General features: G+C 65.2%; 27 protein-coding genes. 6 read left to right on the top strand and 21 right to left on the bottom strand.

Annotated elements, in window-relative coordinates; all coding sequences use genetic code 11:
* Positions 1 to 3: 3 nt before the first annotated feature.
* From ABIB78_RS20260 to ABIB78_RS20250, 3 genes are all read right to left on the bottom strand, one after another.
* Positions 4 to 1,137 carry a glycosyltransferase gene (locus ABIB78_RS20260; RefSeq protein ID WP_429027758.1) on the bottom strand — a complete coding sequence of 378 codons (1,134 nt, stop codon included), beginning with the start codon at positions 1,135 to 1,137 and terminating at the stop codon, positions 4 to 6.
* Positions 1,138 to 1,384: 247 nt separating this feature from the next.
* Positions 1,385 to 1,591: a hypothetical protein gene (locus tag ABIB78_RS20255; protein WP_429027757.1), complete on the bottom strand. Its 207-nt coding sequence runs from the start codon at positions 1,589 to 1,591 to the stop codon at positions 1,385 to 1,387.
* Between the two features lie 67 nt (positions 1,592 to 1,658).
* Positions 1,659 to 2,030, bottom strand: a complete 372-nt coding sequence (locus tag ABIB78_RS20250) for a hypothetical protein (RefSeq protein WP_429027754.1) — start codon at positions 2,028 to 2,030, stop codon at positions 1,659 to 1,661.
* Between the two features lie 141 nt (positions 2,031 to 2,171).
* Here ABIB78_RS20250 and ABIB78_RS20245 point away from each other — a divergent pair, with 141 nt between their 5' ends.
* Positions 2,172 to 2,999, top strand: a complete 828-nt coding sequence (locus ABIB78_RS20245) for a DUF72 domain-containing protein (RefSeq protein ID WP_429027752.1) — start codon at positions 2,172 to 2,174, stop codon at positions 2,997 to 2,999.
* A gap of 10 nt (positions 3,000 to 3,009) precedes the next feature.
* Positions 3,010 to 3,471 (top strand): DUF488 family protein, encoded by a 462-nt coding sequence (locus ABIB78_RS20240; RefSeq protein ID WP_429027750.1) that lies wholly within the window; start codon positions 3,010 to 3,012, stop codon positions 3,469 to 3,471.
* On the opposite strand, the gene ABIB78_RS20235 is transcribed toward ABIB78_RS20240, so the two are convergent.
* The 16 genes from ABIB78_RS20235 to ABIB78_RS20160 form a co-directional block, all read right to left on the bottom strand.
* On the bottom strand, positions 3,468 to 4,385 hold the full coding sequence (locus ABIB78_RS20235; protein WP_429027748.1) for a PhzF family phenazine biosynthesis protein: 918 nt from the start codon (positions 4,383 to 4,385) through the stop codon (positions 3,468 to 3,470). The genes ABIB78_RS20240 and ABIB78_RS20235 overlap by 4 nt on opposite strands.
* A 103-nt stretch (positions 4,386 to 4,488) precedes the next feature.
* Entirely contained in the window at positions 4,489 to 5,802 is a 1,314-nt protein-coding gene (locus ABIB78_RS20230) for an adenylate/guanylate cyclase domain-containing protein (protein ID WP_429027746.1), read from the bottom strand.
* 72 nt (positions 5,803 to 5,874) lie between these two features.
* Positions 5,875 to 7,038, bottom strand: coding sequence for an ABC transporter permease (locus ABIB78_RS20225; protein WP_429027744.1), 1,164 nt, complete (start codon positions 7,036 to 7,038; stop codon positions 5,875 to 5,877).
* Positions 7,039 to 7,043: 5 nt separating this feature from the next.
* Positions 7,044 to 8,003 carry an ABC transporter ATP-binding protein gene (locus tag ABIB78_RS20220; RefSeq protein WP_429027742.1) on the bottom strand — a complete coding sequence of 320 codons (960 nt, stop codon included), beginning with the start codon at positions 8,001 to 8,003 and terminating at the stop codon, positions 7,044 to 7,046.
* Complete coding sequence (locus tag ABIB78_RS20215) at positions 8,000 to 8,785, bottom strand: HlyD family secretion protein (RefSeq protein ID WP_429027739.1); 786 nt, start codon at positions 8,783 to 8,785, stop codon at positions 8,000 to 8,002. Before ABIB78_RS20215 ends, ABIB78_RS20220 begins: the two co-directional genes overlap by 4 nt.
* Positions 8,782 to 9,507 carry a TetR/AcrR family transcriptional regulator gene (locus ABIB78_RS20210; protein WP_429027738.1) on the bottom strand — a complete coding sequence of 242 codons (726 nt, stop codon included), beginning with the start codon at positions 9,505 to 9,507 and terminating at the stop codon, positions 8,782 to 8,784. The genes ABIB78_RS20215 and ABIB78_RS20210 overlap by 4 nt, the downstream gene beginning before the upstream one ends.
* Before the next feature lie 357 nt (positions 9,508 to 9,864).
* The gene (locus ABIB78_RS20205) at positions 9,865 to 10,275 is read right to left on the bottom strand and encodes a DUF2000 family protein (RefSeq protein WP_429027736.1); all 411 of its coding nucleotides are present in this window, start codon (positions 10,273 to 10,275) and stop codon (positions 9,865 to 9,867) included.
* A 33-nt stretch (positions 10,276 to 10,308) separates the two neighbouring features.
* Positions 10,309 to 10,665, bottom strand: a complete 357-nt coding sequence (locus ABIB78_RS20200) for a DUF4189 domain-containing protein (protein WP_429027984.1) — start codon at positions 10,663 to 10,665, stop codon at positions 10,309 to 10,311.
* A 279-nt stretch (positions 10,666 to 10,944) separates the two neighbouring features.
* Positions 10,945 to 12,549, bottom strand: coding sequence for an NTP transferase domain-containing protein (locus ABIB78_RS20195; RefSeq protein ID WP_429027735.1), 1,605 nt, complete (start codon positions 12,547 to 12,549; stop codon positions 10,945 to 10,947).
* On the bottom strand, positions 12,546 to 13,247 hold the full coding sequence (locus tag ABIB78_RS20190; protein WP_429027733.1) for an XdhC family protein: 702 nt from the start codon (positions 13,245 to 13,247) through the stop codon (positions 12,546 to 12,548). Before ABIB78_RS20190 ends, ABIB78_RS20195 begins: the two co-directional genes overlap by 4 nt.
* A gap of 168 nt (positions 13,248 to 13,415) precedes the next feature.
* Entirely contained in the window at positions 13,416 to 13,739 is a 324-nt protein-coding gene (locus ABIB78_RS20185) for an XdhC family protein (protein ID WP_021077800.1), read from the bottom strand.
* Positions 13,740 to 13,751: 12 nt separating this feature from the next.
* Entirely contained in the window at positions 13,752 to 14,954 is a 1,203-nt protein-coding gene (locus tag ABIB78_RS20180; RefSeq protein WP_429027730.1) for a vWA domain-containing protein, read from the bottom strand.
* Positions 14,955 to 15,013: 59 nt separating this feature from the next.
* Positions 15,014 to 15,922: an AAA family ATPase gene (locus ABIB78_RS20175; protein ID WP_429027728.1), complete on the bottom strand. Its 909-nt coding sequence runs from the start codon at positions 15,920 to 15,922 to the stop codon at positions 15,014 to 15,016.
* 47 nt (positions 15,923 to 15,969) lie between these two features.
* The gene (locus ABIB78_RS20170) at positions 15,970 to 16,776 is read right to left on the bottom strand and encodes an FAD binding domain-containing protein (RefSeq protein ID WP_429027726.1); all 807 of its coding nucleotides are present in this window, start codon (positions 16,774 to 16,776) and stop codon (positions 15,970 to 15,972) included.
* A gap of 83 nt (positions 16,777 to 16,859) precedes the next feature.
* Complete coding sequence (locus ABIB78_RS20165) at positions 16,860 to 17,345, bottom strand: (2Fe-2S)-binding protein (protein WP_429027724.1); 486 nt, start codon at positions 17,343 to 17,345, stop codon at positions 16,860 to 16,862.
* Between the two features lie 169 nt (positions 17,346 to 17,514).
* Positions 17,515 to 17,961, bottom strand: a complete 447-nt coding sequence (locus ABIB78_RS20160; protein WP_429027723.1) for an SRPBCC family protein — start codon at positions 17,959 to 17,961, stop codon at positions 17,515 to 17,517.
* A gap of 211 nt (positions 17,962 to 18,172) precedes the next feature.
* On the opposite strand from ABIB78_RS20160, the gene ABIB78_RS20155 reads away from it, so the two are divergent.
* The 3 genes from ABIB78_RS20155 (at position 18,173) to ABIB78_RS20145 (ending at position 20,952) form a co-directional block, all read left to right on the top strand.
* Positions 18,173 to 19,528 carry a 3-carboxy-cis,cis-muconate cycloisomerase gene (locus ABIB78_RS20155; RefSeq protein WP_429027720.1) on the top strand — a complete coding sequence of 452 codons (1,356 nt, stop codon included), beginning with the start codon at positions 18,173 to 18,175 and terminating at the stop codon, positions 19,526 to 19,528.
* Between the two features lie 106 nt (positions 19,529 to 19,634).
* Entirely contained in the window at positions 19,635 to 20,417 is a 783-nt protein-coding gene (gene pcaD / locus ABIB78_RS20150; RefSeq protein WP_429027982.1) for a 3-oxoadipate enol-lactonase, read from the top strand.
* A 142-nt stretch (positions 20,418 to 20,559) separates the two neighbouring features.
* Positions 20,560 to 20,952: a carboxymuconolactone decarboxylase family protein gene (locus ABIB78_RS20145; protein WP_429027718.1), complete on the top strand. Its 393-nt coding sequence runs from the start codon at positions 20,560 to 20,562 to the stop codon at positions 20,950 to 20,952.
* Here ABIB78_RS20145 and ABIB78_RS20140 read toward each other — a convergent pair.
* Both ABIB78_RS20140 and ABIB78_RS20135 read right to left on the bottom strand, forming a co-directional pair.
* Entirely contained in the window at positions 20,932 to 21,459 is a 528-nt protein-coding gene (locus ABIB78_RS20140) for a hypothetical protein (protein ID WP_429027716.1), read from the bottom strand. The genes ABIB78_RS20145 and ABIB78_RS20140 overlap by 21 nt on opposite strands.
* Positions 21,460 to 21,731: 272 nt before the next feature.
* The gene (locus tag ABIB78_RS20135) at positions 21,732 to 21,890 is read right to left on the bottom strand and encodes a hypothetical protein (protein ID WP_429027714.1); all 159 of its coding nucleotides are present in this window, start codon (positions 21,888 to 21,890) and stop codon (positions 21,732 to 21,734) included.
* Positions 21,891 to 22,262: 372 nt separating this feature from the next.
* Here ABIB78_RS20135 and ABIB78_RS20130 point away from each other — a divergent pair, with 372 nt between their 5' ends.
* Positions 22,263 to 23,180 carry an ABC transporter permease subunit gene (locus tag ABIB78_RS20130; RefSeq protein ID WP_429027713.1) on the top strand — a complete coding sequence of 306 codons (918 nt, stop codon included), beginning with the start codon at positions 22,263 to 22,265 and terminating at the stop codon, positions 23,178 to 23,180.
* Positions 23,181 to 23,187 lie beyond the last annotated feature (7 nt).

Genomic DNA, 23,187 nt, shown 5'->3' with positions numbered 1-23,187 from the left:
CCGTCATCGCTTGCGCCAGACGAACAGCCCGGACATCGCGTAGTTCCAGACCACGCCCATCAGCGCACCGGCCGCGCCCGCAAGCCACCAGATCGGCTCCTGGTCGTAGACCGAGAACGCGACGCCGACATTGGCGAGCAGGCCGACGCTGCAGACCAGATAGAACAGCAGCAGGCCGCGCAGGATGCCAAACCCCTTCAGCCGCTGGTCGCGATAGGTCAGGAAATTGTTGAGGATGAAGTTGCTAGTCATGGCGACGATCGCGCCGGTGGCCTGGGCCTCCGGGAATGGCGCCTTGAACAGCTCCAGCGAGATGAACAGCACCATGAGATGCACCAGCAGGCCGAGCCCGCCGACGGCGGCGAACAGAATGAAGCGCAGCGAGATCAGATCATTGGTCAGCTTCGCCAGCACCAGGCCGAGGAAGTCGAGCGCGACCATGGAGTCGAGCTTGCTCTCGCCATGCTGGCGGGCACCGAACGTATAGGGAATTTCGACCGCGCGAAGCTTGCCCTCCGCCGTCGCCACGACGTCGAGCAGGATCTTGAAGCCCTGAGTGGACAGTTGCGGCGCAAGCTGCTCGAAACCGTCGCGGCGGATCATGAAGAAGCCGCTCATGGGATCGGCGATCTCGACCTTCAGCGCGCGGCGCGCGATCTCGGTGGCAAACGCGCTGGCGCCGGCGCGCTGCTTATTGAAGCCGTCGGCCTTGTAGCCCTCGATGTAGCGGCTGCCGACCACGAGCTCGGCCTCGCCGCTCTGCAGCAGTGCCACCATCTTCGGGAGCTGGGTCTCGTCATGCTGGAGGTCGGCGTCCATGACCGCGGCATAGGGCGCACTCGATGCCAGGATGCCCTCGATGCAGGCGCCGGACAGACCGCGCCGGCCGATCCGGCGGATGCAGCGTACGCGGGAATCCTTCCGCGCCAGCGCGCGCACCACGTCCCAGGTTCCGTCGGGCGAATTGTCATCGACGAAGATGACTTCCCAGGACACGTCCTTCAGGGTCGCGTCGAGCCGACGGTACAGTACCGTGACATTGTCGCGTTCGTTGAAGGTCGGGACGACCACCGAAAGCTGCGGCAGACTTGCTGCCTGCGACGAGGTCTCGGGGCCTAGCTTGATGGCGTCATTCATGAGCGCCAGCGTATAGCCGCAGCCTCCCCCGCTGCCAAGGCGGGCCGGCCCAAACGCTGTCTCGGGAAGCGGGAAAACGGGGCAAAATGCCCCTGAAAATGCCAACGACCACGAACAAAGGGGCGCGCGTACATCCGGCGCAGCCAAACAATGTGGTGGTCGTCCCAGCGCCGAAGCCCTGAAGCTGCAACGTCGCCGTTATGAGCCAGATAGGAAGCCCCCATGCGGTCCGCAAGGGGCAGGTGGGTTAGTTGTTCGGGACTTCCCGGATCACCGGGCCGCGCGGCGCCGGGGCCGCCGGCGCGGCCTCAGCGGGAGCCGCCTGCGGCCGCGCCGCTCCAGGCTGGGTCGGGTTATGGAGTTGGCTCGGCGACGGCCCATAGATGAACGCCGCCGCCAGCACGATGGCTGCGACCACTACGCCCAAAAAGCCTGCCGTCGATTGTGAGTTCATCCCGATCATCCCCTCGCCTGGCCGGATTGATATCAAAAATCGGCCGGCCGCAACAGGATTTGGGAACCTATTTCGCCGCGGCCTTGCGCCGGGTGAAGGCGGTCACGATGTCCTTCTGCGCCAGCTCGATCGCGCGATTGGCCGTCGTCAGATTGGCGTCGCCATCCTGCTTCGGAAATTGCAGCGACAGGAAGTCGATCAGCGACACCCGGAAGTTCTGCCGCTCCGAGGGACAGACATTGGCGATCAGCGCGATGAACTCCTGGTCGGACATCGTCTTGTTGCTGTCGCGGGGATATTCGCGGGCGAGACAATTCCAGTAGGCGTCGCGGCCGGTGATCGCGAGCTTGTGGGCATCGTCGACCTCGTCGGCCATCGCAGCAGACGATATGGCAGCGGAGGACGTGATCAATAGGGCGACCGCAACCAACATGCGCATTGTTGTTCTCCATTCTGGCGCATCGTAGCGAAGAGCGACAACCACGATAAGCACCCCCACGCTCATCTGGCAAACTGGCCAATCACGATTATTTTGACTACTCTCGATCCCTGTTCCCCCTTCCTCGCGATGAGTGCAGTCGTGGCCAAAGCTCCCACCAAGGCGACCAAGACGGACGCAGGCAATATCTATATCGGCATCGGCGGCTGGACCTTCGAGCCTTGGCGCGGCGTGTTCTATCCGGAGAAGCTCACGCAGGCGAAGGAGCTGTCCTACGCCGCCTCGAAGCTGACCTCGATCGAGATCAACGGCACCTATTACGGCTCGCAGAAGCCGGAGAGCTTTCGCAAATGGGCCAGCGAGGTGCCCGACGGCTTCATCTTCTCGCTGAAGGGGCCGCGCTTCGCCACCAACCGCCGCGTGCTCGCCGAAGCCGGCGATTCGGTGAAGCGGTTCTATGATTCGGGTGTGCTGGAGCTCAAGGACCGGCTCGGCCCGGTGCTCTGGCAGTTCGCGCCGACCAAGAAGTTCGACGGCGCCGACTTCGGCAAGTTCCTCGAGCTGCTGCCGCGCAAGCTCGACGGCCGCGCGCTGCGCCATGTCGTCGAGGTCCGTCACGACAGCTTTTGCGTACCCGAATTCATCGCGCTGCTGCGCCAGTTCGAAGTGCCCGTGGTGTTCGCCGAGCACGGCAAATATCCGGCGATTGCCGATCTCGCCAGCGACTTCGTCTATGCCCGGCTGCAGAAGGGCAATGACGAACTGAAGACCTGCTATCCGCCGAAGCAGCTCGACGCCTGGGCCAAGCGGTTTCAGGACTGGGCCGGCGGCGGCGAGCCCGACGATCTGCCGAAGGTCGACAAGACCGCGCCGAAGAAAGCCCCGCGCGACGTGTTCGCTTACGTGATCCACGAAGGCAAGGTTCGCGCGCCCGCAGGCGCGATGGAACTGATCGAACGGGTGAAGTGAGGGAGAGCCGATGGCGAAGGCAGCGAGGCTGTTCACCATCGGCTACGAGCAGACGCCGTCCAAGGCCGTGCTCGACGAACTCGAGCACGCCGGCGTCAAGCTCCTGGTCGACGTCCGCGCGGTCGCCTCCTCGCGCCGCCCCGGCTTCTCCAAGAGCCAGCTCGCGGCGGGCCTCGACGAACGCGGCATCGGCTACGTCCACCTGCGCGGCCTCGGCACGCCGAAGAGCGGACGGGAGGCGGCGCGCAGCGGGCAATATGCGCTGCTGCACAAGATCTATGCGGCGCACCTGAAGACGGCGCAGGCCAGGGAAGAGCTCGACGAGTTGTCGGCGCTGGTGAAGCAGTCCGGCCCGGTCTGCATCCTCTGCTACGAGCGCAACCACGAACACTGCCACCGCCGCTGGATCGCCGAGATCATCGAGGAGCGCGACGGGATCAAGATCGAGAACCTCGCTGCACCGCAGGTCTAGCCGCCCTCACCCGGCACGCTCACCGTTCCTTCCATCATCTTGACGCAACCGCCGCCGACATGCACCGACTTGATCGCGCCGTCCTGCTTGCGGACCCGCGTCAGCAGCAGGCTTGGCCGGCCCATGTCGACGCCCTGCCCGATCCGCAGCCGCAATTCGCCGTCACGCGCCGGATCGATATCGGCAAGCAGCGCCGCGCAGGCCGCAGTCGCGCTGCCGGTTGCGGGATCTTCCGACAGGCCGCTCGCGCCCGGATGAAACATGCGCGCCTGCAAATCGAGCGGCTGCTCGCCTGCCGGCACATCACGCGTGTAGAAATAGACGACGTCGCGGCCGATCTGCGCCAGCGCCCGGGCAAACGCCGCGGCGTCCGGCCGCGCCCGCTTCAGCGCCTCGCGCGAGGCGATCTCCACCACCAGGAACGGCAGGCCCACCGAGACGACTTGCGGCGCATGACGATCGGTCTTCACGTCGTCGGCCGACAGCGACAGGCAGGCGGCCGCGTCGGCCGCACTCACCACGTTGGTCCGCTCCAGCCGCTGTGGTGCCGTCAGCTCGGCGCCAATCACCCTGCCTCCGTCGGAGAGGATCTCGACCGGCACCAGGCCCGCCTTCTCCTCGAACCTCAGCCGCGCCGGCGGCTTCGCCTCCTGGCCCGCCAGCACGAACGCGGTGCCGACATTGGGATGGCCGGCGAACGGAATTTCCGAGCGCACCGTGAAGATGCGAACCTGGGCGTCGTTGGCCTTGTCCTGCGGCGGCAGCACGAAGGTCGTCTCGGAATAGTTGAACTCGGTCGCGATCGCCTGCATCTCTTCCGTCGATAGCCCTTCGGCGTCGAGCACCACGGCGAGCGGATTGCCGCCAAAGGCGCGGTCGGTGAAAACGTCGACGGTGATATAGCGCCGCTGCATCTTGCGTATCCTTGTGCTCAGGGTCGCTCACGACCAATCGCATGCATTCTAACATGGCCGGAATCGCGCGCTTCAGTGCATTCGGTGCAATCACAACAGGCATCTACCCCAATTGCCAGACCGGCACCGGCTGCTCGTAACCCCGCACCGGGATCTCGCCGCGCGAGACGGCGTCCTTGCACTCCTCGCCGAGCGCGTCGCGCACGGCAGACGAAATCAAAAATTGTGTGCCGAGATCCTTGTTAAGCGCTTCGAGCCGCGCGGCAAAGTTCACGGTGTCGCCGATCACGGTGTATTCCTTGCGCCGGGGCGAGCCGATATTGCCGGCGACGACCTCGCCGACATGGATGCCGATGCCGATGCGCAGCGGCCAGCTCGATGCCGCATTGGCGCGATCATTGGCGGCCAGCATCTCGCGCGCGGCGGCAACCGCCTGATGCGCGGCGTCGCCGGCCTCGAACGGCGCGCCGAACAGCGCGAGAAAGCCGTCGCCGAGAAACTTGTTCACGATGCCGCCGTGGCGATCGAGGATATCGACCAGCACCGCAAAGGCGCCGTCGAGCCGGTCCACCACCTCCTGCGGCGAGCGCGTGCGGGCGCCCGCGGTGAAGCTGCGGAAATCGACGAACATCACGGCGACACGGCGGATGTCGCTCCCGGTGCTGGCGCCCTCCGCCATCAACCGCTCGACCACCTGCGGCGAGACGTGCTGGCCGAACAGATTGGTGATGCGGTCGCGCGCGGTGGCGGCCGCGATGCTGGCCGCGAACTGCCGGCGCAGCTGCAGGCCGACCGCACCCGCCAGCATGCCGCAGATCAGGACGATCGTGCTGCGCGCAGCGTGATAATAGATGCCGGGATCGGCGTTGACGCCATCGGCCGCATGGAAGAACACCGCCATGTAGAACAGCTCGGCCGCCGCGACGAAGCCGGTGAAGGTCGAGAGCCAGAAATCGAGCCGCAGCGTCGACAGGATGATGAAGACGAAGTAGATCAGCGGCGCCACAAAGCCGAGCGCCTCCTGCCGGCCCATGCTGCCGATATGCATTGCCAGCACCACGGTCGGCAGCGACGTCTCGACCAGCACGCCGACATAGCGCCTGACCACCGGCAGGTCGCGCCCCTTGCGCATGTGCCGGCTGATGGCTCCGTGCACCCACAGCTCGAACACAATGAGCGGCACGATGACGTAGAAGACGTAGACCGGACTGAGATTGCCGTGCCAGACGCGGCTGACCGCCTCCGGCGCGAAGAAATGCACCAGCAGGCTGATGACACCGAGCAGGATTGTCGTGCCGGTCAGCACCTTGATGCGGAGCAGCTCGGTGGTCATCACCTCGCGCATCAGGGCGTGATGGAAATCGGCGGATACGGCCGTGTCTGCCGCTGCGTTGCCCTTGTCCGAAAATTCCGTCATTCCCCCATCCCCGTCGTTCCGGGGCGCGAAGCGAACCCGGAACGACGCTCTGTCGTATCAGCCATCCTAGCCTCAATCGAGCGTGCGGCGGAAGCGCGTCACGGCGACGGTCATGGCGAACAGCATCAGGGCGACCAGCGCGATGGTGTCGTATTGCAGGTTCGCCATCGCCGCGCCCTTCAGCATGATGGCGCGGACGATGCGCACGAAATGGGTCAACGGCAGCCCCTCTCCGATATACTGCGCCCAAACCGGCATGCCCGCGAATGGAAACATGAAGCCCGACAGCAGGATGCTCGGCAGGAAGAACATCATCGAGAGCTGCATCGCCTGCAGCTGGTTCTGCACGATGGTCGAGAAGGTGTAGCCGATCGACAGGTTGGTGGTGATGAACAGCGTGGTGAGCAGCGCGAGCAGCGTCAGGCTGCCGAGGATCGGCACGCCGAACAGCACAACGCCGATGCCGATGATCAGCGTGGCCTGGATGAAGCCGACCAATACGTAGGGGATGATCTTGCCGAACATCACCTCGACCGGCTTGATCGGCATCGACAACAGGCTCTCCATGGTGCCGCGCTCGATCTCCCGCGTCACCGACAACGCCGTGAAGATCAGCATCGTCATGGTCAGGATGGTTCCGACCAGGCCGGGCACGATGTTGAGGCGCGAATCCGCCGCCGGGTTGTAGCGGGCATGGGCGCGGATTTCGAACGGCATTTCGGGCGGGTCACCGATGTGCAAATCATGCGCCAGCGCCGACTGCACCAGCGGCCCGAGCGTCCCGAGCGCGGTGCCTGATGCGACCGGATCGGTGGCATCGGCCGCGACCAGCAGCGCCGGTCTGTCGCCGCGCCGCACCGCACGCTCGAAGCCGCGCGGAATCTCGACGCCGAACAGCACCTTGCCGGATTGCAGCAGCTCGTCGAATTCGTCGACGGTGTGGACCTCGCGGATGAAATGGAAATAGGCGGTGTTCTCCATCGCCTTCAGGATCGAACGCCCGAGGTCGGTATCCTCCTGGGTCAGCACCGCAGTCGGCAGATTGCGCGGCGTGGTGTTGATGGCGTAGCCGAACAGCGTCAGCTGCATGACCGGCAGCATGATGATCATGGCGAACGAGACGCGGTCGCGGCGGAGCTGGATGAACTCCTTGACCAGCATCGCATAGCTCCGCCGCCAGAAACCGAACCCCGGCTCCCTTGTTTCGCCATTCCGGATGGTATCCGTCGCACTCATGGCCGTTATCCCTGGAAATTATCTTTGGAGCGCCCCATCAAATCGATGAAGACGTCTTCGAGCGACGGCTCGCTCGGCTGCCAGTGCCATTTCGCAGTGCTGCGGTAGGGCGCAATCGCAGCCTCGAGCGCCGCCTTGTCGCGGCCGGAGACGTGCAGGCTGGTGCCGAACGGCGCCACCATGTCGACGCCGGGCTTGTCCGTGAGCTCGGCCATCAGTCCGTTGAAATCCTCGCCCGTTACCGTCCAGGTCGACAGCGCGGAGGCCGCGATGACCTCGTCCACCGTGCCGTGCGCCAGCAGATGGCCGTAGGCGATATAGGCGATCTCGTGACAGCGCTCGGCCTCGTCCATGTAGTGGGTCGAGACCAGCACCGTGAGGCCTTCGGCGGCGAGCGCGTGGATCTCGTTCCAGAAATCGCGCCGCGCCTTGGGATCGACCCCGGCGGTCGGCTCGTCCAGCAACAGCAATTGCGGATTGGGCAGCGTACAGGCGCCGAGTGCCAGCCGCTGCTTCCAGCCACCGGAGAGATTGGCGGCGAGCTGCTCCTCGCGGCCCTTCAGCCCGATCCGCGCGATCATGTCGGCCGCGGCGCCGCGGGCGTCGGGCATGCCATAGAGCCGTGCGACGAACTCGAGATTCTCGCGCACCGACAGATCCTGGTAGAGGCTGAAGCGCTGCGTCATGTAGCCGACCTTGCGCTTGATCTTGTCGGCATCGCGCCGGATGTCGTAGCCGAGGCAGGTGCCCTCGCCGCTGTCGGGCGTCAACAGGCCGCACAGGATGCGGATGGTCGTGGTCTTGCCGCTGCCGTTGGGGCCGAGGAAGCCATAGATCGAACCGCGCTTGACCTGCATCGACAGGTCATGGACCACCTCTCTCCCGCCAAACGATTTGGTGAGGCCCTTCACATCGATCGCGATGCGAGATGCGTTGGGCTGCGCGCTGGTGGGGCCGCCATTCATCTGCGATCCGCCATTGGCGTCTTCGGATTGAGGTAGATGCTGATCGGTTGACCGACGCGCAGGACATCGGGCCGGCTCGGCCGCGCCTGGATCAGATAGACCAGCTTGTTGCGCTCATCGAGGCTGTAGATCACGGGCGGCGTGTACTCCGCAGTGGTGGCGATGAAATAAATCTTTGCGGTAAGATCGGCGGCGCAATTGTCGCAGGTCACCCTCACCTCGTCGCCGAGCGCAAGCTTCGGCAATTCCGTCTCCGGTACGAAGAAGCGCAGCTTCATGTTGCCGGGCGGCATGATCGACAGCACCGGCCGCTGCGCCTGCACCATCTCGCCCTCGCGGAAATAGATCTGCTGGATCGCGCCCGCGATCGGCGCAAAGCCCTTGCGGCGGTCGAGCCGGGTTTGCGAGGTGTTGACGCGCGCCTCCGCGACGCGCAGCGCCGAGACGGCGGAGTCCAGATTGGCCTGGGTGCCGGCGCCGGTGCCGCGCAGCGAGGCCGCTCGGTCGTAGCTCTGCTGGGCATTCGCGAGCGTCGCGTTGTTCTGGTTGAGATCGGCGCGCTGCAGGTCGTCATCGACCGAATAAAGCAGCTCGCCGGGCTTGACCTCGTCGCCCTCGCGTACGTTGAGCTTGATCACGCGGCCGGATTCATCGGGGCTGACGAAGATCATGTCGGCCTCGACCCAGCCCTGGAAGCCGGGGTCCCGCTTCTCCTTGCAACCGGCCAGCGCCGCCGCCAGCGCGACGACTGCGACCAGCTTCAACATCTGCGGCGCGGTCATGTCGTCCTCCGTTCGCCGAAGATCAAATCGAGATGCACCTTGAACATCGCGAGCCCATCGAGCGGCGCATGCCGGGCAAACAGGCTCTGCCAGATCACCGCGACGATCGCAGGCGCAACGACCAGCTGAGGAAATTCGCCGAGTTCCCGGTGCCTGATCTCGCCGCGCGTGATCGCGAGCTGGACCAGCGCCCGCATCGCGGCCATCCCCTTCGACACCACCTCGCGAAAATAAAAATCGGCGATCGCCGGAAAGCGCGGCCCTTCGGACACGATCAGGCGGATGATGTCGCCGCGCCGGGTCGCCACGACCTCACGCATGAAGGTCTCGGCAAACCCCTCCACCGCGTCGCGCACGGGACCGGTGATGGTGGGCAGCGCGGTCAAGCGGCCGATCAGCGGCACCAATGCGGTGCGGATCAGCTCCTCGAACATCGACTCCTTGTCCTTGAAGTAGAGATAGAGCGTGCCCTTGGCGACGCCCGCCCGCTTGGCGATGTCGTCGAGCCGCGTCGCGGCGAAGCCGCGCGCGATGAACTCGTCCATCGCCGCCTCCACGATCGCAGCCCGCCGCTCCGCGGATTTCCCGGCGCGGTTCGCAGCCGGCTTCGCCTCGGGCAGTTTTGCCGAGACCACCTTCGGGATCCTCGCTGCGGCCGCCCGGATCGTGGTCCGGCGCTTGGCAGCCTGAGTGCGGGTCGTCTTCTCGGTGCGCTTGGTCATATCCACAATATGACTGACCAGTCAGTCATTGTCAATCTGTCGAAAGAAAACGTTCGTCGGCGTCAAGTGTTCCTGTTGTGTGGTCCGTCCTGGGATGCCTGCATGCGACCGCGATCTCGCGGCCTAAACGCCCGAGTTTTCTGCTTATTTCCGCCGCTCTGAAACCAGAGGGCGCAGGGAAAGCCGGGCAGCGGAAGGTCCTCCTCGCGGGCAGAGCAATCGCATACGGGAGCTATCCCCACAAATTCGTCATGCCCGGGTTTGTCCGGGCATCCACGTCTTCGTTTCCACGCGAAGAAAGACGTGGATGGCCGGGACAAGCCCGGCCATGACGGTGCGGGAAGGTCTTGCGCCCGACTAGCTGTGAAACTTCAGCCCGTCGAGGATCTTGTCGACCACCTTGCGCTCGGCGCGGACGGCGAGGCCGACCAGATTGAGATCGCTACGTGCCACCGCCTTCACCACCCCGCGGTTGGCGGCGTCATGCGTAGTCCCGAACATGTCCTCGGTGTAGAGCGCCGGCTGCACATCGCGCGCCAGCGCGCGATCCAGCGCCCGCGACAGCTGCGCGCGGTCGGCGCCGTAGATCAGGATCGGCTGGCCGATCAGGGAGAGATATCTGGTCCCCGAGCCGTCCTCGTAATTGTCGCCGATACATTCGGGGAAGGAAGCGGCGATGCCACCGGCCAGAAAGGACGCCACGTTGAGCTTCTGCCAGACTTCCAGGTCGGTGCGGATCACGACCGCGATCTTGGTGTCGAATTGCATGGGGCAAGTCTAGCGGCAGGTTGCCCGGCCGCGCTACCCCTTGGCGTCGCAGGCCCAGGCGCGGATCACGCATTCCTTGCCGCCATAGTCGTAGCACTTCTTGGTGGCGGCATTGAGCGAGCTCGAGATCTTCGGCGCCACCGCGTAGCCATGGGCGCCGCAGGGATTTTTCATGTCGATCGCAAGCGCGGCACAGGCGCGCTTCATGGCGACAGTGGTGCAATCACCCTTGCACTGTTTCAGCGCCGCGGCGCGCGCCGCGCCTTCCGCGGGATAGTCGTAGGCCTGGCCATACGCCCCGCATTTGCCGACCGCGAACGCGCCGGCCGCGCGAGCCTTGGGGACGAAATTGTCCACGGAGAAACGCGTGGCGCCAAGCAGTAACGTCAGGACGAGAATCGTCAGCGCGCGACGCTGCGCGGCGGCGGTCGAAATGATCAAGTGGAAATCCCCCAAAGCCCGGCGCGGACTGTACGCAGGGGTCGTTTCCAGATAGTGAATGACGGGTGAAGGCTAGTCTATCCGTTCGTCGTCCCTGCGAAAGCAGGGACCCACAACCACCGAATGTCGTTGTTGGCACGGAAGCGGCCCCAGCCTCGCAAGAGAACCAGCATTTGTGGTTATGGTTCCCGGCTCGCGCTTCGCTTGGCCGGGACGAGGCGGATAATGTTATCCCCGCCGCGCAGCTTCCAGCGCCTGCGGCGTGTCGATGTCGAGGAAGGCGCTGTTGCCTTCGACCGGGACCTCGGCGACCACCTCCGTATGCTTGGCGATCAAATGGCGGGCGCCGATGTCGCCGTCGAGCGTCATCAGCTCCTTGAAGAAGCGTCGCGACCACAAAACCGGATTGCCGCGGCGGCCCTCGTTGACGGGGACCGCGATCAGATGGCCGCGGTCGGGCGCGAAGGACTCGATCAGTCGGTCGATCAACTTTGCATCGATCAGCGGCATGTCGCCGAGGCAGACGACCGCGCCGTCGGCGCTGTCGGAGACCGCCGAGATGCCCGCCTTGACCGAGCTGGCGAGGCCACCGGCGAAATCGGGATTGCGGACGAACTTCACCTTCAGTCCATCAAGCGCCTGCTCGACCAGGTCGGCCTGATGCCCGGTGACGACGATCACCTCCGAGGCTTTCGAGGCCAGCGCCTGCTCGGCGACGATGCGCGCGAGCTTCTTGCCGTCGAGCTCGGCGAGCAGCTTGTTCGGGCCGCCCATCCGGGTCGAGCGGCCGGCGGCGAGCACGATCGCCGCGACGTTGCGATTGCCTTCGGTGTCCGGCACGGTGCGCGGCTGCGGCCGCGTCACGATCTCCATCAACAGGCCGCCGACGCCCATGCCGGTGAGATCCGATCGGGTCACCTTGATGCCGGCGAGCAGCCGCATCAGCACCCAGTCAAAACCGTTCTCGACCGGCGAGCGCGCGCAGCCCGGCGCGCCCAGCACCGGCACGCCGCCGGCGCTGCCGATCAGAAGCAGATTGCCGGGATCGACCGGCATGCCGAAATGCTCGATCGCGCCGCCGATCCCGGTGATCGCGGCCGGGATGACATCGCGGCGGTCGGCGATCGCCGACGCCCCGAACACGATGACGAGTTCGGCGCCTAAGCCGAGCAATTCCTTGATCGCGGCCGCGAGCACCGTTTCGTCATGCGGCACCCGGCGCTCGGCGATGACGGTGGCGCCGGCCGGCGCGAGACGCTCGGCGGTGACGCGCAGCGTCTTGTCGATCACCTTGGGCGAAAGGCCCGGCAGCAGCGTCGAGACCACGCCGACCTTCCGGATCAGATAGGGCGCGATCCGCAGCGTATCCTTGCCGGCCACCGCGACGGCGGCATCGCGCAGCCTGCCCTCGACGCCGAACGGGATCAGCTTGACGGTTGCGATCATCTCGCCTTCAACCACCGGCTTGAACGCCGCGAGGGTGGCGAAGGTGATGGCCTCGTCGACGCCGTTGATGCGGTCGACCGCGGCGCGGTCGACCACCAGCACGCCGGCGCGCGCCGCGAACAGGTTGGCGCGGCCGGTGAAAGCGCGCTCGACATTGACGCCCTCGCCCGCCACCGCCTGTGCGATGCTCGCCGCCGCGACGTCCTCGGAGACGTCGCCCTCGTCGAGCCGGACCACGACGATCTCGTCGACGCCGGCCTTGGTCAGCGCCTCGACCTCGGCAGGACCGATCGTGGTGCCCTTCTTGAGCACCAGCGTGCCCTGGCGGAGCGTATGCACGGTGACGCCGCCAATCGCGTCGGCTGGACTGGCGGGACCGAATTTCATGCCGCTTCTTCTTTTTGTTTGGGAGGCAGACGCAGCTGCGCGGTGATCTCCGCCATGATTGCAACCGCGATCTCCGACGGCGACACCGCGCCGATGTCGAGGCCGATCGGCGCGTGGATGCGCGCGATGTCGCTATCCTTGGCGCCTTGCGCGCGCAGCCGCTCGGCGCGCTTGGCGTGGGTCTTCCGCGAGCCGAGGGCGCCGATATAGAAGCAGTCGCGGTCGAAGGCGTGCAGCAGCGCCGGATCGTCGATCTTGGGATCGTGCGTCACAGCGACGAACGCGGTGTAGTGATCGACGTTGAGCGGCGGCAGCGCGACGTCGGGCCATTCGGCGACCAGCGGCACGTCAGGGAAACGCTCCGGGCTCGCAAACGCGGTACGCGGATCGACCACCGTCACGTCATAGTCGAGCGAGCGCGCCAGCGGCGCCAGCGCCTGGCTGATATGGACCGCGCCGACGATCACGAGCTTTGCGGTCGGCGCGTAGACATTGAGGAACAGCTTCTTGTCTCCGACCTCGATAGTGCCGCTCTTGCCCATCCGCAATTGCTTCGCCAGTTCGGCGCGCAGCGGATCGGCGGCGATGTCCCCGGCCTTGACCAGGCGCTGCTCGCCATTGGCGGTGTCGGTGACGATGATGACCGGGCGGCGCGCGGCGCGCTCGGCGTTCAGCTCTTTCAAGATCTCGAGTTTCACGACAAGTGCCCCGTTTCCGAAGTTCGTACCTCTCTCGCGGCGCCCTCTCGTACGAACTTCGGAAACAAGAGGGGCACTTGCAACTTAACGATTGTAGTGCCGCTTATCGATTTGAAGTTCCTGAACCGCACGCGCGGCATACACTACAGGAACTTCAAATCGGCGGCACTACCCGACCTTCTCGACGAAGACGCGGATGGTGCCGCCGCAGGACAGGCCGACATTCCAGGCGGTCTCGTCGGCGACACCGAATTCGAGCATCTTGGGCTGGCCGCTCGCGATCACGTCGAGCGCCTCAGTGACGACGGCGCCCTCGACGCACCCGCCGGAGACCGAGCCGAGAAACGTGCCGTCGTCATTGATGACGAGGCTCGATCCGGCCGGGCGCGGCGCCGAGCCCCAGGTCTCGACCACGGTGGCGAGCGCCACGCCGTGGCCCTGTTTCTGCCAGGTCTCGGCGGCCTGCAGGATATCTTCGTCGCGGTTGAGCATGAGCGGTCTCCCTCAAGCAACAGAGCGGATCAGGCTGCGGTGGTGCGCCGGCGGCGGGGATGACAGCGCCCCGATCAAGCCCTTGATGGACGTCAAGTTATGCACCGGGCGAAATTCGTCAACGTGGGGCAACATCATTTTGATGCCTTGGGCCTTGGCCTCGAAGCCCGAGTAGCGCAGCAGCGGGTTGAGCCAGATCAGGCGGCGGCAGGAGCGGTGCAATCGGTCCATCTCGAAGGCCAGTTTGGCATCGGCCTCCCGTTCTAGTCCATCGGATATAAGGAGGACGATTGCGCCCTGCCCGAGCACCCGGCGGGCCCAGAGCTGGTTGAAGGTGTGGAGCGAGGTCGCGATCCGCGTGCCGCCGGCCCAGTCCTCCACCGAGGACGAGCAGCTCGCCAGCGCCTCGTCGGGGTCACGCGCCCGTAACGCGCGCGTCACATTGGTCAGGCGGGTGCCGAACAGGAACACCGAGACCCGCTTGCGGTAGTCGGTGATGGCATGCAGGAAGTGCAGGAACAGGCGGGTGTACTCACTCATCGAGCCCGAGATATCGAGCAGCGCCACGATCGGCGCCGGCTTCTCGATCCGGCCGAGCTTTCGGATATCGATGATCTCGCCGCCGGTGCGCAGCGAATTGCGCACGGTGCGGCGCATGTCGAGCCGCAGTCCCCGCGCAACCGGCCGATAGCGGCGGGTGACGAGCTCGGCCTGCGGCAGCCGCATCATCGCGATCTCTCGCGTCACCTCGGCGATCTCGGCCGCGGTCATCTGCGCAAAATCCTTCTTCTGCAGCACCTCCTTGTCGGAGACCGAGAGCTTCAGCTCCTGCTCCTGGGCCTGCGGCCGCTCCTCGCTCCGCGCCGGCTGCGCCATCGCCTCCTGGACGCGGCGCGAGGCCGGCGGCGGCTTCTTTTTGGCGTGGTCGGGCAGCGGCACCGAATCCAGCATGCTCTTCCACTCCTCGGCGGCACGGAAGAACAGCTCGAAGGCCTGGCGGAAGATCAGCGCATGCTCATGGCGCTTGACGAAGATCGCTTCCAGCGTGGCGTAGAAATCGCCGCGATGGCCGACTTCGATCAGCTGCAGCGCGTCGAGCGCGTCGATCACCGAGCCCGGCCCCACCGGAAGGCCTGCCGCCCGCAGCGCGCGGGCAAAGCCGACCACGTTGTCGGCCATATGGCCGGTCGGGGGCGCGAGGTGGTTGATCGCCATTCGAAACTCCCGACTTCGTCATTCGCCCCGGAACGACGGACGCGAAATGCGACTGCGACTTACGTCTCGCTCGTCGCTTCCTTCAATGTCTTCTGCAACGCATCGCCCTGCATGCGCGCGATGTCGTCCTGGTATTTCAGCAACGCACCCAGCGTGTCGCCGACGACCTGCGGCGTCAGCGAGCGCGCGTCGAGCTCGGACAGCGCGGTGGCCCAGTCGATGGTCTCGGCGACACCCGGCGACTTGTAGAAATCCTGGTTGCGCAGCGCCTGCACGAAGCGGACGACCTGCTGCGACAGCTTTGCGGAAATGTTCGGCACCCGCGACTTGACGATCGCGAGCTCGCGCTCGGCTGAGGGATAATCCACCCAGTGATAGAGGCAGCGCCGCTTCAGCGCGTCGTGGATCTCGCGGGTGCGGTTCGAGGTGATGATCACGATCGGCGGCGCCGGCGCCTTGACGGTGCCGAGCTCCGGGATCGTGACCTGGAAGTCGCTGAGGATTTCCAGGAGATACGCCTCGAACGCCTCGTCGGCGCGGTCGAGCTCGTCAATCAGAAGCACCGGCGGCCCCGCGACATCGGGCTCGAGCGCCTGTAACAGCGGCCGCTTGATCAGAAAGCGCTCGGCGAAAATGTCGCTCGCGAGCTGGTCGCGATCGGTATCGCCGGAGGCTTCCGCCAGCCGGATCGCAATCATCTGCGCCGCGCTGCTCCACTCGTAGACCGCGGAGGCGACGTCGAGGCCTTCATAGCATTGCAGGCGGATCAGCTTGCGCCCGAGCGCCGCCGACAAGACTTTTGCAATCTCGGTCTTGCCGACGCCGGCCTCGCCTTCGAGGAACAACGGCCGGCCCATGCGCAGCGCGAGATAGGCCACGGTCGCCAGCGACCGTTCGGCGAGGTAGCCGCGCAACGTCAACAGCTCCTCGATCGCATCGACGGAAGTGGGTAACGCCGGTGCGCTCATGGAACAGCCAGTCTTCGAACAGGAGTTGGTAAAATCACGCCTTAGATTTAGTCCTTGGCGTTCGCGGCTTCCACCGCCCTGCGCGTCAAAACACCGATCAGGTGGGCGCGGTATTCCGCGCTGCCGTGCAGGTCGCTGTTGAGCCCTTCGGCCGGAACGGAGATGCCGTCGAGCACCTTGTGCGAGAAGCGCTTCTTCAAGGCGTCCTCGAACGCGGTGACGCGGAACACGCCGTCGGAGCCCGCGCCGGTGACCGCGACGCGCACGTCCGACGGACGCTTGGCCACGAACACACCGACCAGCGCATAGCGCGAGGCCTGATTGCGAAACTTGATATAGGCCGCCTTCTTCGGCACCGGAAACATCACCTTGGTGATGATCTCGTCGCCCTCCAGCGCGGTCGTGAACAGGCCCTGGAAATATTCTTCAGCCTTCAGCCGGCGCTTGTTGGTGACGATGGTCGCGCCAAGCGCCAGCACCGCGGCCGGATAGTCGGCGGTCGGATCATTGTTGGCGAGCGAGCCGCCGATGGTGCCGCGGTGGCGCACGGCGGGATCGCCGATCATGCCCGCGAGTTCGGCAAGCGCCGGGATCGCCTCGCCCACGACCGCGGAGTCCGCGACTTCGGCGTGTTTGGCGGTGGCGCCGATCACCAGCGAGCGGCCCTTCATCTCGATCGTGTCGAGACCTTCGATATGGGAGAGGTCGACCAGATGCGGCGGGCTCGCGAGCCGCTGCTTCATGACCGGCACCAGCGTATGGCCGCCGGCGATCAGCTTGGCGTCCTCGTTCTTCACCAGGAGATTGGCGGCCTGCCGCACGGTCCCGGGGCGATGATATTTGAATTCGTACATTGGAATGTCCTGATCGCTTGTCGCGACATTTACTGGAGCATGATCTTGTCGGAAAATCGCTTCGCACTTTTCCGGATCAAGCCTTAGGCGAGGTCCGATTTGGCCATCGCCTTGGCGCCGGCGGCGATCGAAGCGACGATGTTCTGGTAGCCGGTGCAGCGGCACAGATTGCCTTCCAGCTCCTCGCGGATCACCTCGTCGGAGAGGTCGTGGCCCTTGCGATGGACCAGGTCGACGGCGGTCATGATCATGCCCGGCGTGCAGAAGCCGCATTGCAGGCCGTGATGCTCGCGGAAGGCCTCCTGCATCGGATGCAGCGGCGCACCGTCGGCCGCCAGCCCCTCGATGGTCTTGACCTCATGACCGTCGGCCATCACCGCGAGCGTCGTGCAGGACTTCACCGCCCTGCCGTCCAGGTGTACGACGCAGGCGCCGCACTGCGAGGTGTCGCAGCCGACATGGGTGCCTGTCAGCCGCAGATTTTCGCGCAGAAACTGGACCAGAAGGGTACGGGGGTCGACATTCGCGTTAACGGGATTGCCGTTCACGATCATTGAAATCTTGGCCATCAGCACTCTCTTATCTGCGCCACCGCATGTCGGCGAAGCAGGCGGTTTAAAATCATTCCAGACGGCATAATATGGGCGCGCCCCGAGATGGGCAACCTTTCGAGCCACCCATCCAGGACATAACGGGAAGACATGGCGGGGCCTGAATCATCCGGCCCGATTGTGGGGGTTAACCCTGCACCGCCTTGGCGAAATTTGCAAAGAATTCGTCCGCCAGCTTCTTGGCGGCGCCATTGATCAGGCGCTGGCCGAGCTGGGCGAGCTTGCCGCCGATCTGCGCCTCTACGTTGTAGCTCAGAAGCGTGCCGCCATCCTTGTCGGCAAGCCCGACGGTGGCGCCGCCCTTGGCGAAGCCGGCCACCCCGCCCTCGCCTTCGCCTGAAATCTTGTAGCCGTTCGGGGGATCGAGATCGCTCAATGTGACCTTGCCCTTGAAGCGGGCGGAGACCGGGCCGACCTTCATCTTGGCGGTGGCGCGGAAGCCGCCCTCGTCGGTCTTCTCCAGCTCTTCGCAGCCGGGAATGCAGGCCTTCAACACTTCGGGATCGTTGAGCTTGTCCCACACAGCCTGGCGCGGCGCTGTAAGCTGGACTTCGCCGGTCATTGTCATGGCCATGGGGGACCTCCTCGATCGTGAGAAACCTTTTCCCCCAAGTAAAGCAGCCGCGGCTCAAAGGAAAGGGCACCTTCGGAGGATGAGCGATGCATATTCGCAACCGCAGCAAGCCAAGCCCGCTGTTCACGAAATCGCGCAAACCGCACTGTTGAAAATGCAGGCAGCCCCGGGGCATTGGCAGGAACGCGCGGGAGTGGTTAGGTCGCGCGCCATGAGTACAGCCCTCTCCCCCCTGCTTGCGCCGATGCTGTCCAGCGCCGCGATGCGCGCGGTGTGCGACGACGCTACCACTCTGCAGAACATGCTGGATTTCGAGGCCGCGCTGGCCCGCGCCGAAGTGGCCTGCGGCGTGATTCCCGCCGCTGCCGCGGGGCCGATCGGCGACGCCTGCAAGACCGAATCATTCGACCTGGCCGCGCTGGCCGACGCCGCGACGCGGTCGGGCAACCTGGCGATCCCGCTGGTGAAGGCCCTGACCGCCAATGTCGCCAAGGCGGATGCCGAAGCGGCGCGCTATGTGCACTGGGGCGCGACCAGCCAGGACGTCATCGACACCGCGACCATGGTGTCGTTGCGCGCCGGCGTCGATGCGTTGCTCGCCGACCTCAACCGCGCCGTTGCGGGCTTTGCCAAGCTTGCGCGCGTCCACCGTGACACCGCGGTGGTGGCCCGGACCTGGCTGCAGCACGCGCTGCCGATGCCCTTCGGCCTGAAGCTCGCCGAATATGCCGCGGCCCTGCATCGCTCCCGCAAGCGGCTGCAACGCCTGCGCCGCGAAGCGTTGGCCCTGCAATTCGGCGGTGCCGCCGGCACGCTCGCCGCGCTCGGCGACAAGGGTCTGGCGGTCGCCGCAGCGCTCGCCAAAGAGCTGGACCTGCCCTTGCCGGATGCGCCTTGGCACACCCATCGCGACCGCATCGCCGAGGCCGCGTCCGTATTCGCCATCCTCGCCGGCAGCTGCGGCAAGATCGCACGCGATGTTTCGCTGATGATGCAGACCGATGTGGGCGAAGCCTTCGAGCCCGCGGGCGTCGGCCGCGGCGGCTCCTCCACCATGCCGCACAAGCGCAATCCCGTCGCCGCCGCGAGCGCGCTGGGCGCCGCGACCATGGCGCCGAACCTCGCCGCGACGATCTACGCTGCGCAGGTGCAGGACCATGAGCGCAGCGCCGGACCATGGCACGCCGAATGGCCGACATTGCCGAGCCTGATGCTGGTGACCTCGGGCGCGCTCGCCGCCATCGTGGACCTCGCTGAAGGGCTCGAGGTCGATGCGGCGCGCATGCGCAGCAATCTGGAGGCGACCGGCGGGCTGATCATGGCGGAAGCGGTCGCGATGGCGCTCGCCGAAACAATCGGCAAGAGCGAAGCCCATCATCTGATCGAGGCTGCCAGCAAGACAGCGGTCGCGAAGAAAAAGCACTTGCGCGACGTGCTGTCGGCGGATGCAAAGGTGACCGCGCATCTCGACGCGAAGAGGATCGCGGAATTGTTCGAACCGATGGCCTATCAGGGCGCGTCGCAAGCGCTGATCGACCGCCTGCTCGCCTCGCTCGACGACAAGTAGCGGAGATGTCATTGCCGGGCTTGACCCGGCAATCCAGATTCGCGGCGAGATTCAAAGTTGGATGGATGCGCGGATCAAGTCCGCGCATGACGAGAGGGACAAGACGATGCCGATGATCAACGCCGACGGGTGCCTGCTCAATGTCCAGGTGGACGGCCGCGACGGCGGGCCGACGTTGATGCTGTCGAACTCGCTCGGCTGCACTTTGCAGATGTGGGAGCCGCAGATGCGGGCGCTGACGCAGATGTTCCGCGTCATCCGCTACGACCGCCGGGGTCACGGCAAATCCGGCGTGCCGGCCGGCCCCTACTCCATGGAGCGCTTCGGCCGCGACGTGCTGGCGATCCTCGACGATCTCAACATCGAGAAGGTGCACTGGTGCGGCCTGTCGATGGGCGGCATGGTCGGGCAATGGCTCGGCGCCAACGCGCCTGAGCGGTTCGGCAGGATCATTCTCGCCAACACCGCCTGTTATTATCCCGATCCGACCAACTGGCTGAACCGCATCAAGACAGTGAAGCAAGGCGGCATCGCCGCGGTCGCCGACGCCGTGATCGCAGGATGGCTGACGGCAGACTTCCGCGAGCGCGAGCCGGAGACCGCGGTGCGCATGAAGGCGATGTTGCTGGCCTCTCCCGTCGAGGGCTATCTCGCCTGCTGCGAGGCGCTGTCGACGCTCGATCAGCGCGCGCTGCTGCCAAGGATCAAGAGCCCGACCCTGGTGATCGCAGGAAAGCAGGACATGGCAACGCCGGTGTCGGCGGGTGAAATGATCCGCAGCGGCATTCCCGGCGCGAGCATGACACTGCTCGATGCCGCGCATATTTCCAATGTCGAGCAGCCGCACGCCTTCACCGAGGCTGTGGTCGGGTTCCTGACGCAACGGTAACAGCAGAGACCGTCATTGCGAGGAGCGAAGCGACGAAGCAATGCATGCCTCCGCAAGCGGCGAGATGGATTGCTTCGCGGAGCCTGTCATCGGGCGCGCATTCGCGCGACCCGTTGGCTCGCAATGACGGGAGGAGACATCAATGGACGACGATCAGCGCCGCGACGACGGCATGACGCAGCGCCGCAAGGTGCTCGGCAATGAATGGGTCGACAAGTCGCTTCAGAACCGCAACGCGTTCAACACCGACTTCCAGGACCTGATCACACGCTATGCGTGGGGCGACATCTGGACCCGGCCGCATTTCGATCACCGCACGCGGCGCGTGCTTGTGATCGGCACCATGGTCGCGCTCGGCCAGTGGGACGAATTCCGCCTCCATGTGCGCGCAGCGCTGGCCGAAGGCGGCTTCACGCCCGACGACATCAAGGAGATCCTGCTGCAGCAGGCGATCTATTGCGGCGTTCCCGCAGCCAATCACGCCGTCAAGGAAGCCGGCGCGATCATTGCCGAGCTAGGGCTGCTGAAGGGATAGCTCGCTTGCCGGTGCATCCGCCCGGGCGGCAGAAACCTCGGCAGTTCGCTTCGGCGAGGTCTCGAACAGCATGACGATCGCGGTGCCGAGCAGCATCAGAAGCTCGGCCGCATGCATGCGCAACGCTTCGATCTCGCCGACCTTGGAGGCCATCATCATGCTGGCAAAGCTCAGCACGCTGCCGAGGCAGAGCGCCACCGCAAGTGCCTCGTCGGCGCCGCTGCTGCTCTTGCGCAACGGCGAAAAGGCGGCCATCGCGAGGAAGATCGCAAAAAACGCCACCACGGTGATCCGCGCCAGCGCCAGCAGCCATGCGAGCCGCACCGTCGCCATCTTGGCGAGGTGCAGATGGTCGCTCGCATACAGCGCGATCGACACGCTCGGCCGCTCATAGAGGCCGTGGATCGGCGACACCATGATGCTGAAGGCGATGATGGTCCAGACCGGAATGAAATAGGCCGCAAGCAGCGCGCCATTGAAGGAGCTGATCCGCCAGTTGTTCGACATTGCCGCTTCCCGTTTCTCTCCGGCGCCTTTCGGATTGGCGACGGTTCAGCGTGCTGAGGTAACGCTGATCAATTGCCGGCGGCAATTTAAACCCTTTGTTTACCTTAACTGGGCTGGGGATTGTTTCGGGACGGTCGGCGCCGTGCCAGAACGGCGCAAAATGGGGCACCGCGCCAACAATTGGAGCACAGCGCAAACGGAGCACACGCAAAATAAAGGGTCCCGCCCTTCGGCGAGACCCTTCTGTTACTGCAACTGCTCACTTATCCGAACTAGCGCTCCGGATCGGGCTTATGATCCTGCCGTCCCGGATCCTGCTGCTGCTGGCCGGGCTTCTGGCCGCCGCCTTGCTGCTGCTGAGCTTCCTTCTGACCTGGCTTCTGACCCGGCTTTTGGCCTTGCTGGCCCGGGTTCTGATTCTGGTTACTCATGCGGGTACTCCCTTTGCTTTCGTGAAGCTGGGGACAACGCGCGCGTCAGGAGCGCAGTTGCTCAGGGAACAAGGGTTCCGGCGTGATCATTGCAAGGCAACCACGTGTCGACCCTGTGACATCGGAACCGCACCCGCCGAAGTAGTTATGTACAAGCCCTTTCGGCCACAGCCAGCGCTGTTGCCGCCGCCGGGGTTCCACTGTTAGAAAATGACACGACGCGACGGATCAGGCTGCCGGGGGCCCTCGCCGCGTCAGCCCTCGACGTAGCGTTTTCGAGCGAAGTGGGAACCGGTTCGCATGAAGAAAACGCGTCCAAGTCAAAACGAGAGCCTGTTCGGTTCTCAACCGAACAGGCTCTAACGGCAGCGCATGGATTATTTCGCCCAGCAACTGATCAACGGCCTCGTGCTCGGTTCGATCTACGGTCTGATCGCCATCGGCTACACGATGGTCTACGGCATCGTCGGCATGATCAACTTCGCCCATGGCGACATCTTCATGATCGGCGGCTTCATCGCACTGATCTCGTTCCTGGTGCTGGTGTCGCTCGGCCTCACCGCGATCCCCCTGATCCTGCTGATCGTGCTGCTGGTCTCGATGGCGATCACCGCGCTCTATGGCTGGACCATCGAGCGCATCGCCTACCGGCCGCTGCGGCATTCGTTCCGGCTTGCGCCGATGCTCTCGGCGATCGGCATGTCATTCGTGCTGACCAACTACTCGCAGGTGTCGCAGGGCGCGCGCGTCAAGCCGGTGCCGCCGATCATCACCGGCGGCTACACGCTGCATGAAGGCTCCCAAGGCTTCGCCGTGCAGCTCTCCAACGTCCAGATCATGGTCGTGCTCGCCACCATCGTGGTGCTTGCGCTGTTCACCTGGCTGGTCTCGCGCACCCGGCTCGGACGCGACATGCGCGCCTGCGAGCAGGACCAGACCATGGCCGCGCTGCTCGGCGTCGACGTCGACCGCACCATCTCGATGACCTTCGTGATCGGTGCCGCGCTCGCCGCCGTCGCCGGCATGATGTACCTGCTGTATTACGGCTTGGTCGATTTCTTCATGGGCTTCGTCGCCGGCATCAAGGCGTTCACCGCCGCCGTGCTCGGCGGCATCGGCTCGCTGCCGGGCGCGATGCTCGGCGGGCTCGCGATCGGCCTGATCGAGACGATGTGGTCGGCCTATTTCTCGGTGGAGTACAAGGACGTCGCCGCGTTCTCGATCCTGATCGTGGTGCTGATCTTCATGCCGACCGGCCTGCTTGGCCGTCCCGAAGTCGAAAAAGTCTGACAGGCAC

Source organism: Bradyrhizobium sp. I1.14.4 (assembly GCF_050435825.1).
In the GTDB taxonomy this organism is placed as follows: Bacteria; Pseudomonadota; Alphaproteobacteria; order Rhizobiales; family Xanthobacteraceae; genus Bradyrhizobium.
This window is presented reverse-complemented; position numbering and strand designations above follow the sequence as displayed.

Coding starts and splice junctions, on each gene's coding strand:
- ABIB78_RS20260 (WP_429027758.1), bottom strand. CDS start 1,137: ATGAATGACGCCATCAAGCTAGGCCCCGAGACCTCGTCGCAGGCAGCA.
- ABIB78_RS20255 (WP_429027757.1), bottom strand. CDS start 1,591: ATGAACTCACAATCGACGGCAGGCTTTTTGGGCGTAGTGGTCGCAGCC.
- ABIB78_RS20250 (WP_429027754.1), bottom strand. CDS start 2,030: ATGCGCATGTTGGTTGCGGTCGCCCTATTGATCACGTCCTCCGCTGCC.
- ABIB78_RS20240 (WP_429027750.1), top strand. CDS start 3,010: ATGGCGAAGGCAGCGAGGCTGTTCACCATCGGCTACGAGCAGACGCCG.
- ABIB78_RS20235 (WP_429027748.1), bottom strand. CDS start 4,385: ATGCAGCGGCGCTATATCACCGTCGACGTTTTCACCGACCGCGCCTTT.
- ABIB78_RS20230 (WP_429027746.1), bottom strand. CDS start 5,802: ATGACGGAATTTTCGGACAAGGGCAACGCAGCGGCAGACACGGCCGTA.
- ABIB78_RS20225 (WP_429027744.1), bottom strand. CDS start 7,038: ATGAGTGCGACGGATACCATCCGGAATGGCGAAACAAGGGAGCCGGGG.
- ABIB78_RS20220 (WP_429027742.1), bottom strand. CDS start 8,003: ATGAATGGCGGCCCCACCAGCGCGCAGCCCAACGCATCTCGCATCGCG.
- ABIB78_RS20215 (WP_429027739.1), bottom strand. CDS start 8,785: ATGACCGCGCCGCAGATGTTGAAGCTGGTCGCAGTCGTCGCGCTGGCG.
- ABIB78_RS20210 (WP_429027738.1), bottom strand. CDS start 9,507: ATGACCAAGCGCACCGAGAAGACGACCCGCACTCAGGCTGCCAAGCGC.
- ABIB78_RS20205 (WP_429027736.1), bottom strand. CDS start 10,275: ATGCAATTCGACACCAAGATCGCGGTCGTGATCCGCACCGACCTGGAA.
- ABIB78_RS20195 (WP_429027735.1), bottom strand. CDS start 12,549: ATGAAATTCGGTCCCGCCAGTCCAGCCGACGCGATTGGCGGCGTCACC.
- ABIB78_RS20185 (WP_021077800.1), bottom strand. CDS start 13,739: ATGCTCAACCGCGACGAAGATATCCTGCAGGCCGCCGAGACCTGGCAG.
- ABIB78_RS20180 (WP_429027730.1), bottom strand. CDS start 14,954: ATGGCGATCAACCACCTCGCGCCCCCGACCGGCCATATGGCCGACAAC.
- ABIB78_RS20175 (WP_429027728.1), bottom strand. CDS start 15,922: ATGAGCGCACCGGCGTTACCCACTTCCGTCGATGCGATCGAGGAGCTG.
- ABIB78_RS20170 (WP_429027726.1), bottom strand. CDS start 16,776: ATGTACGAATTCAAATATCATCGCCCCGGGACCGTGCGGCAGGCCGCC.
- ABIB78_RS20165 (WP_429027724.1), bottom strand. CDS start 17,345: ATGGCCAAGATTTCAATGATCGTGAACGGCAATCCCGTTAACGCGAAT.
- ABIB78_RS20160 (WP_429027723.1), bottom strand. CDS start 17,961: ATGGCCATGACAATGACCGGCGAAGTCCAGCTTACAGCGCCGCGCCAG.
- ABIB78_RS20155 (WP_429027720.1), top strand. CDS start 18,173: ATGAGTACAGCCCTCTCCCCCCTGCTTGCGCCGATGCTGTCCAGCGCC.
- pcaD (WP_429027982.1), top strand. CDS start 19,635: ATGCCGATGATCAACGCCGACGGGTGCCTGCTCAATGTCCAGGTGGAC.
- ABIB78_RS20145 (WP_429027718.1), top strand. CDS start 20,560: ATGGACGACGATCAGCGCCGCGACGACGGCATGACGCAGCGCCGCAAG.
- ABIB78_RS20140 (WP_429027716.1), bottom strand. CDS start 21,459: ATGTCGAACAACTGGCGGATCAGCTCCTTCAATGGCGCGCTGCTTGCG.
- ABIB78_RS20135 (WP_429027714.1), bottom strand. CDS start 21,890: ATGAGTAACCAGAATCAGAACCCGGGCCAGCAAGGCCAAAAGCCGGGT.
- ABIB78_RS20130 (WP_429027713.1), top strand. CDS start 22,263: ATGGATTATTTCGCCCAGCAACTGATCAACGGCCTCGTGCTCGGTTCG.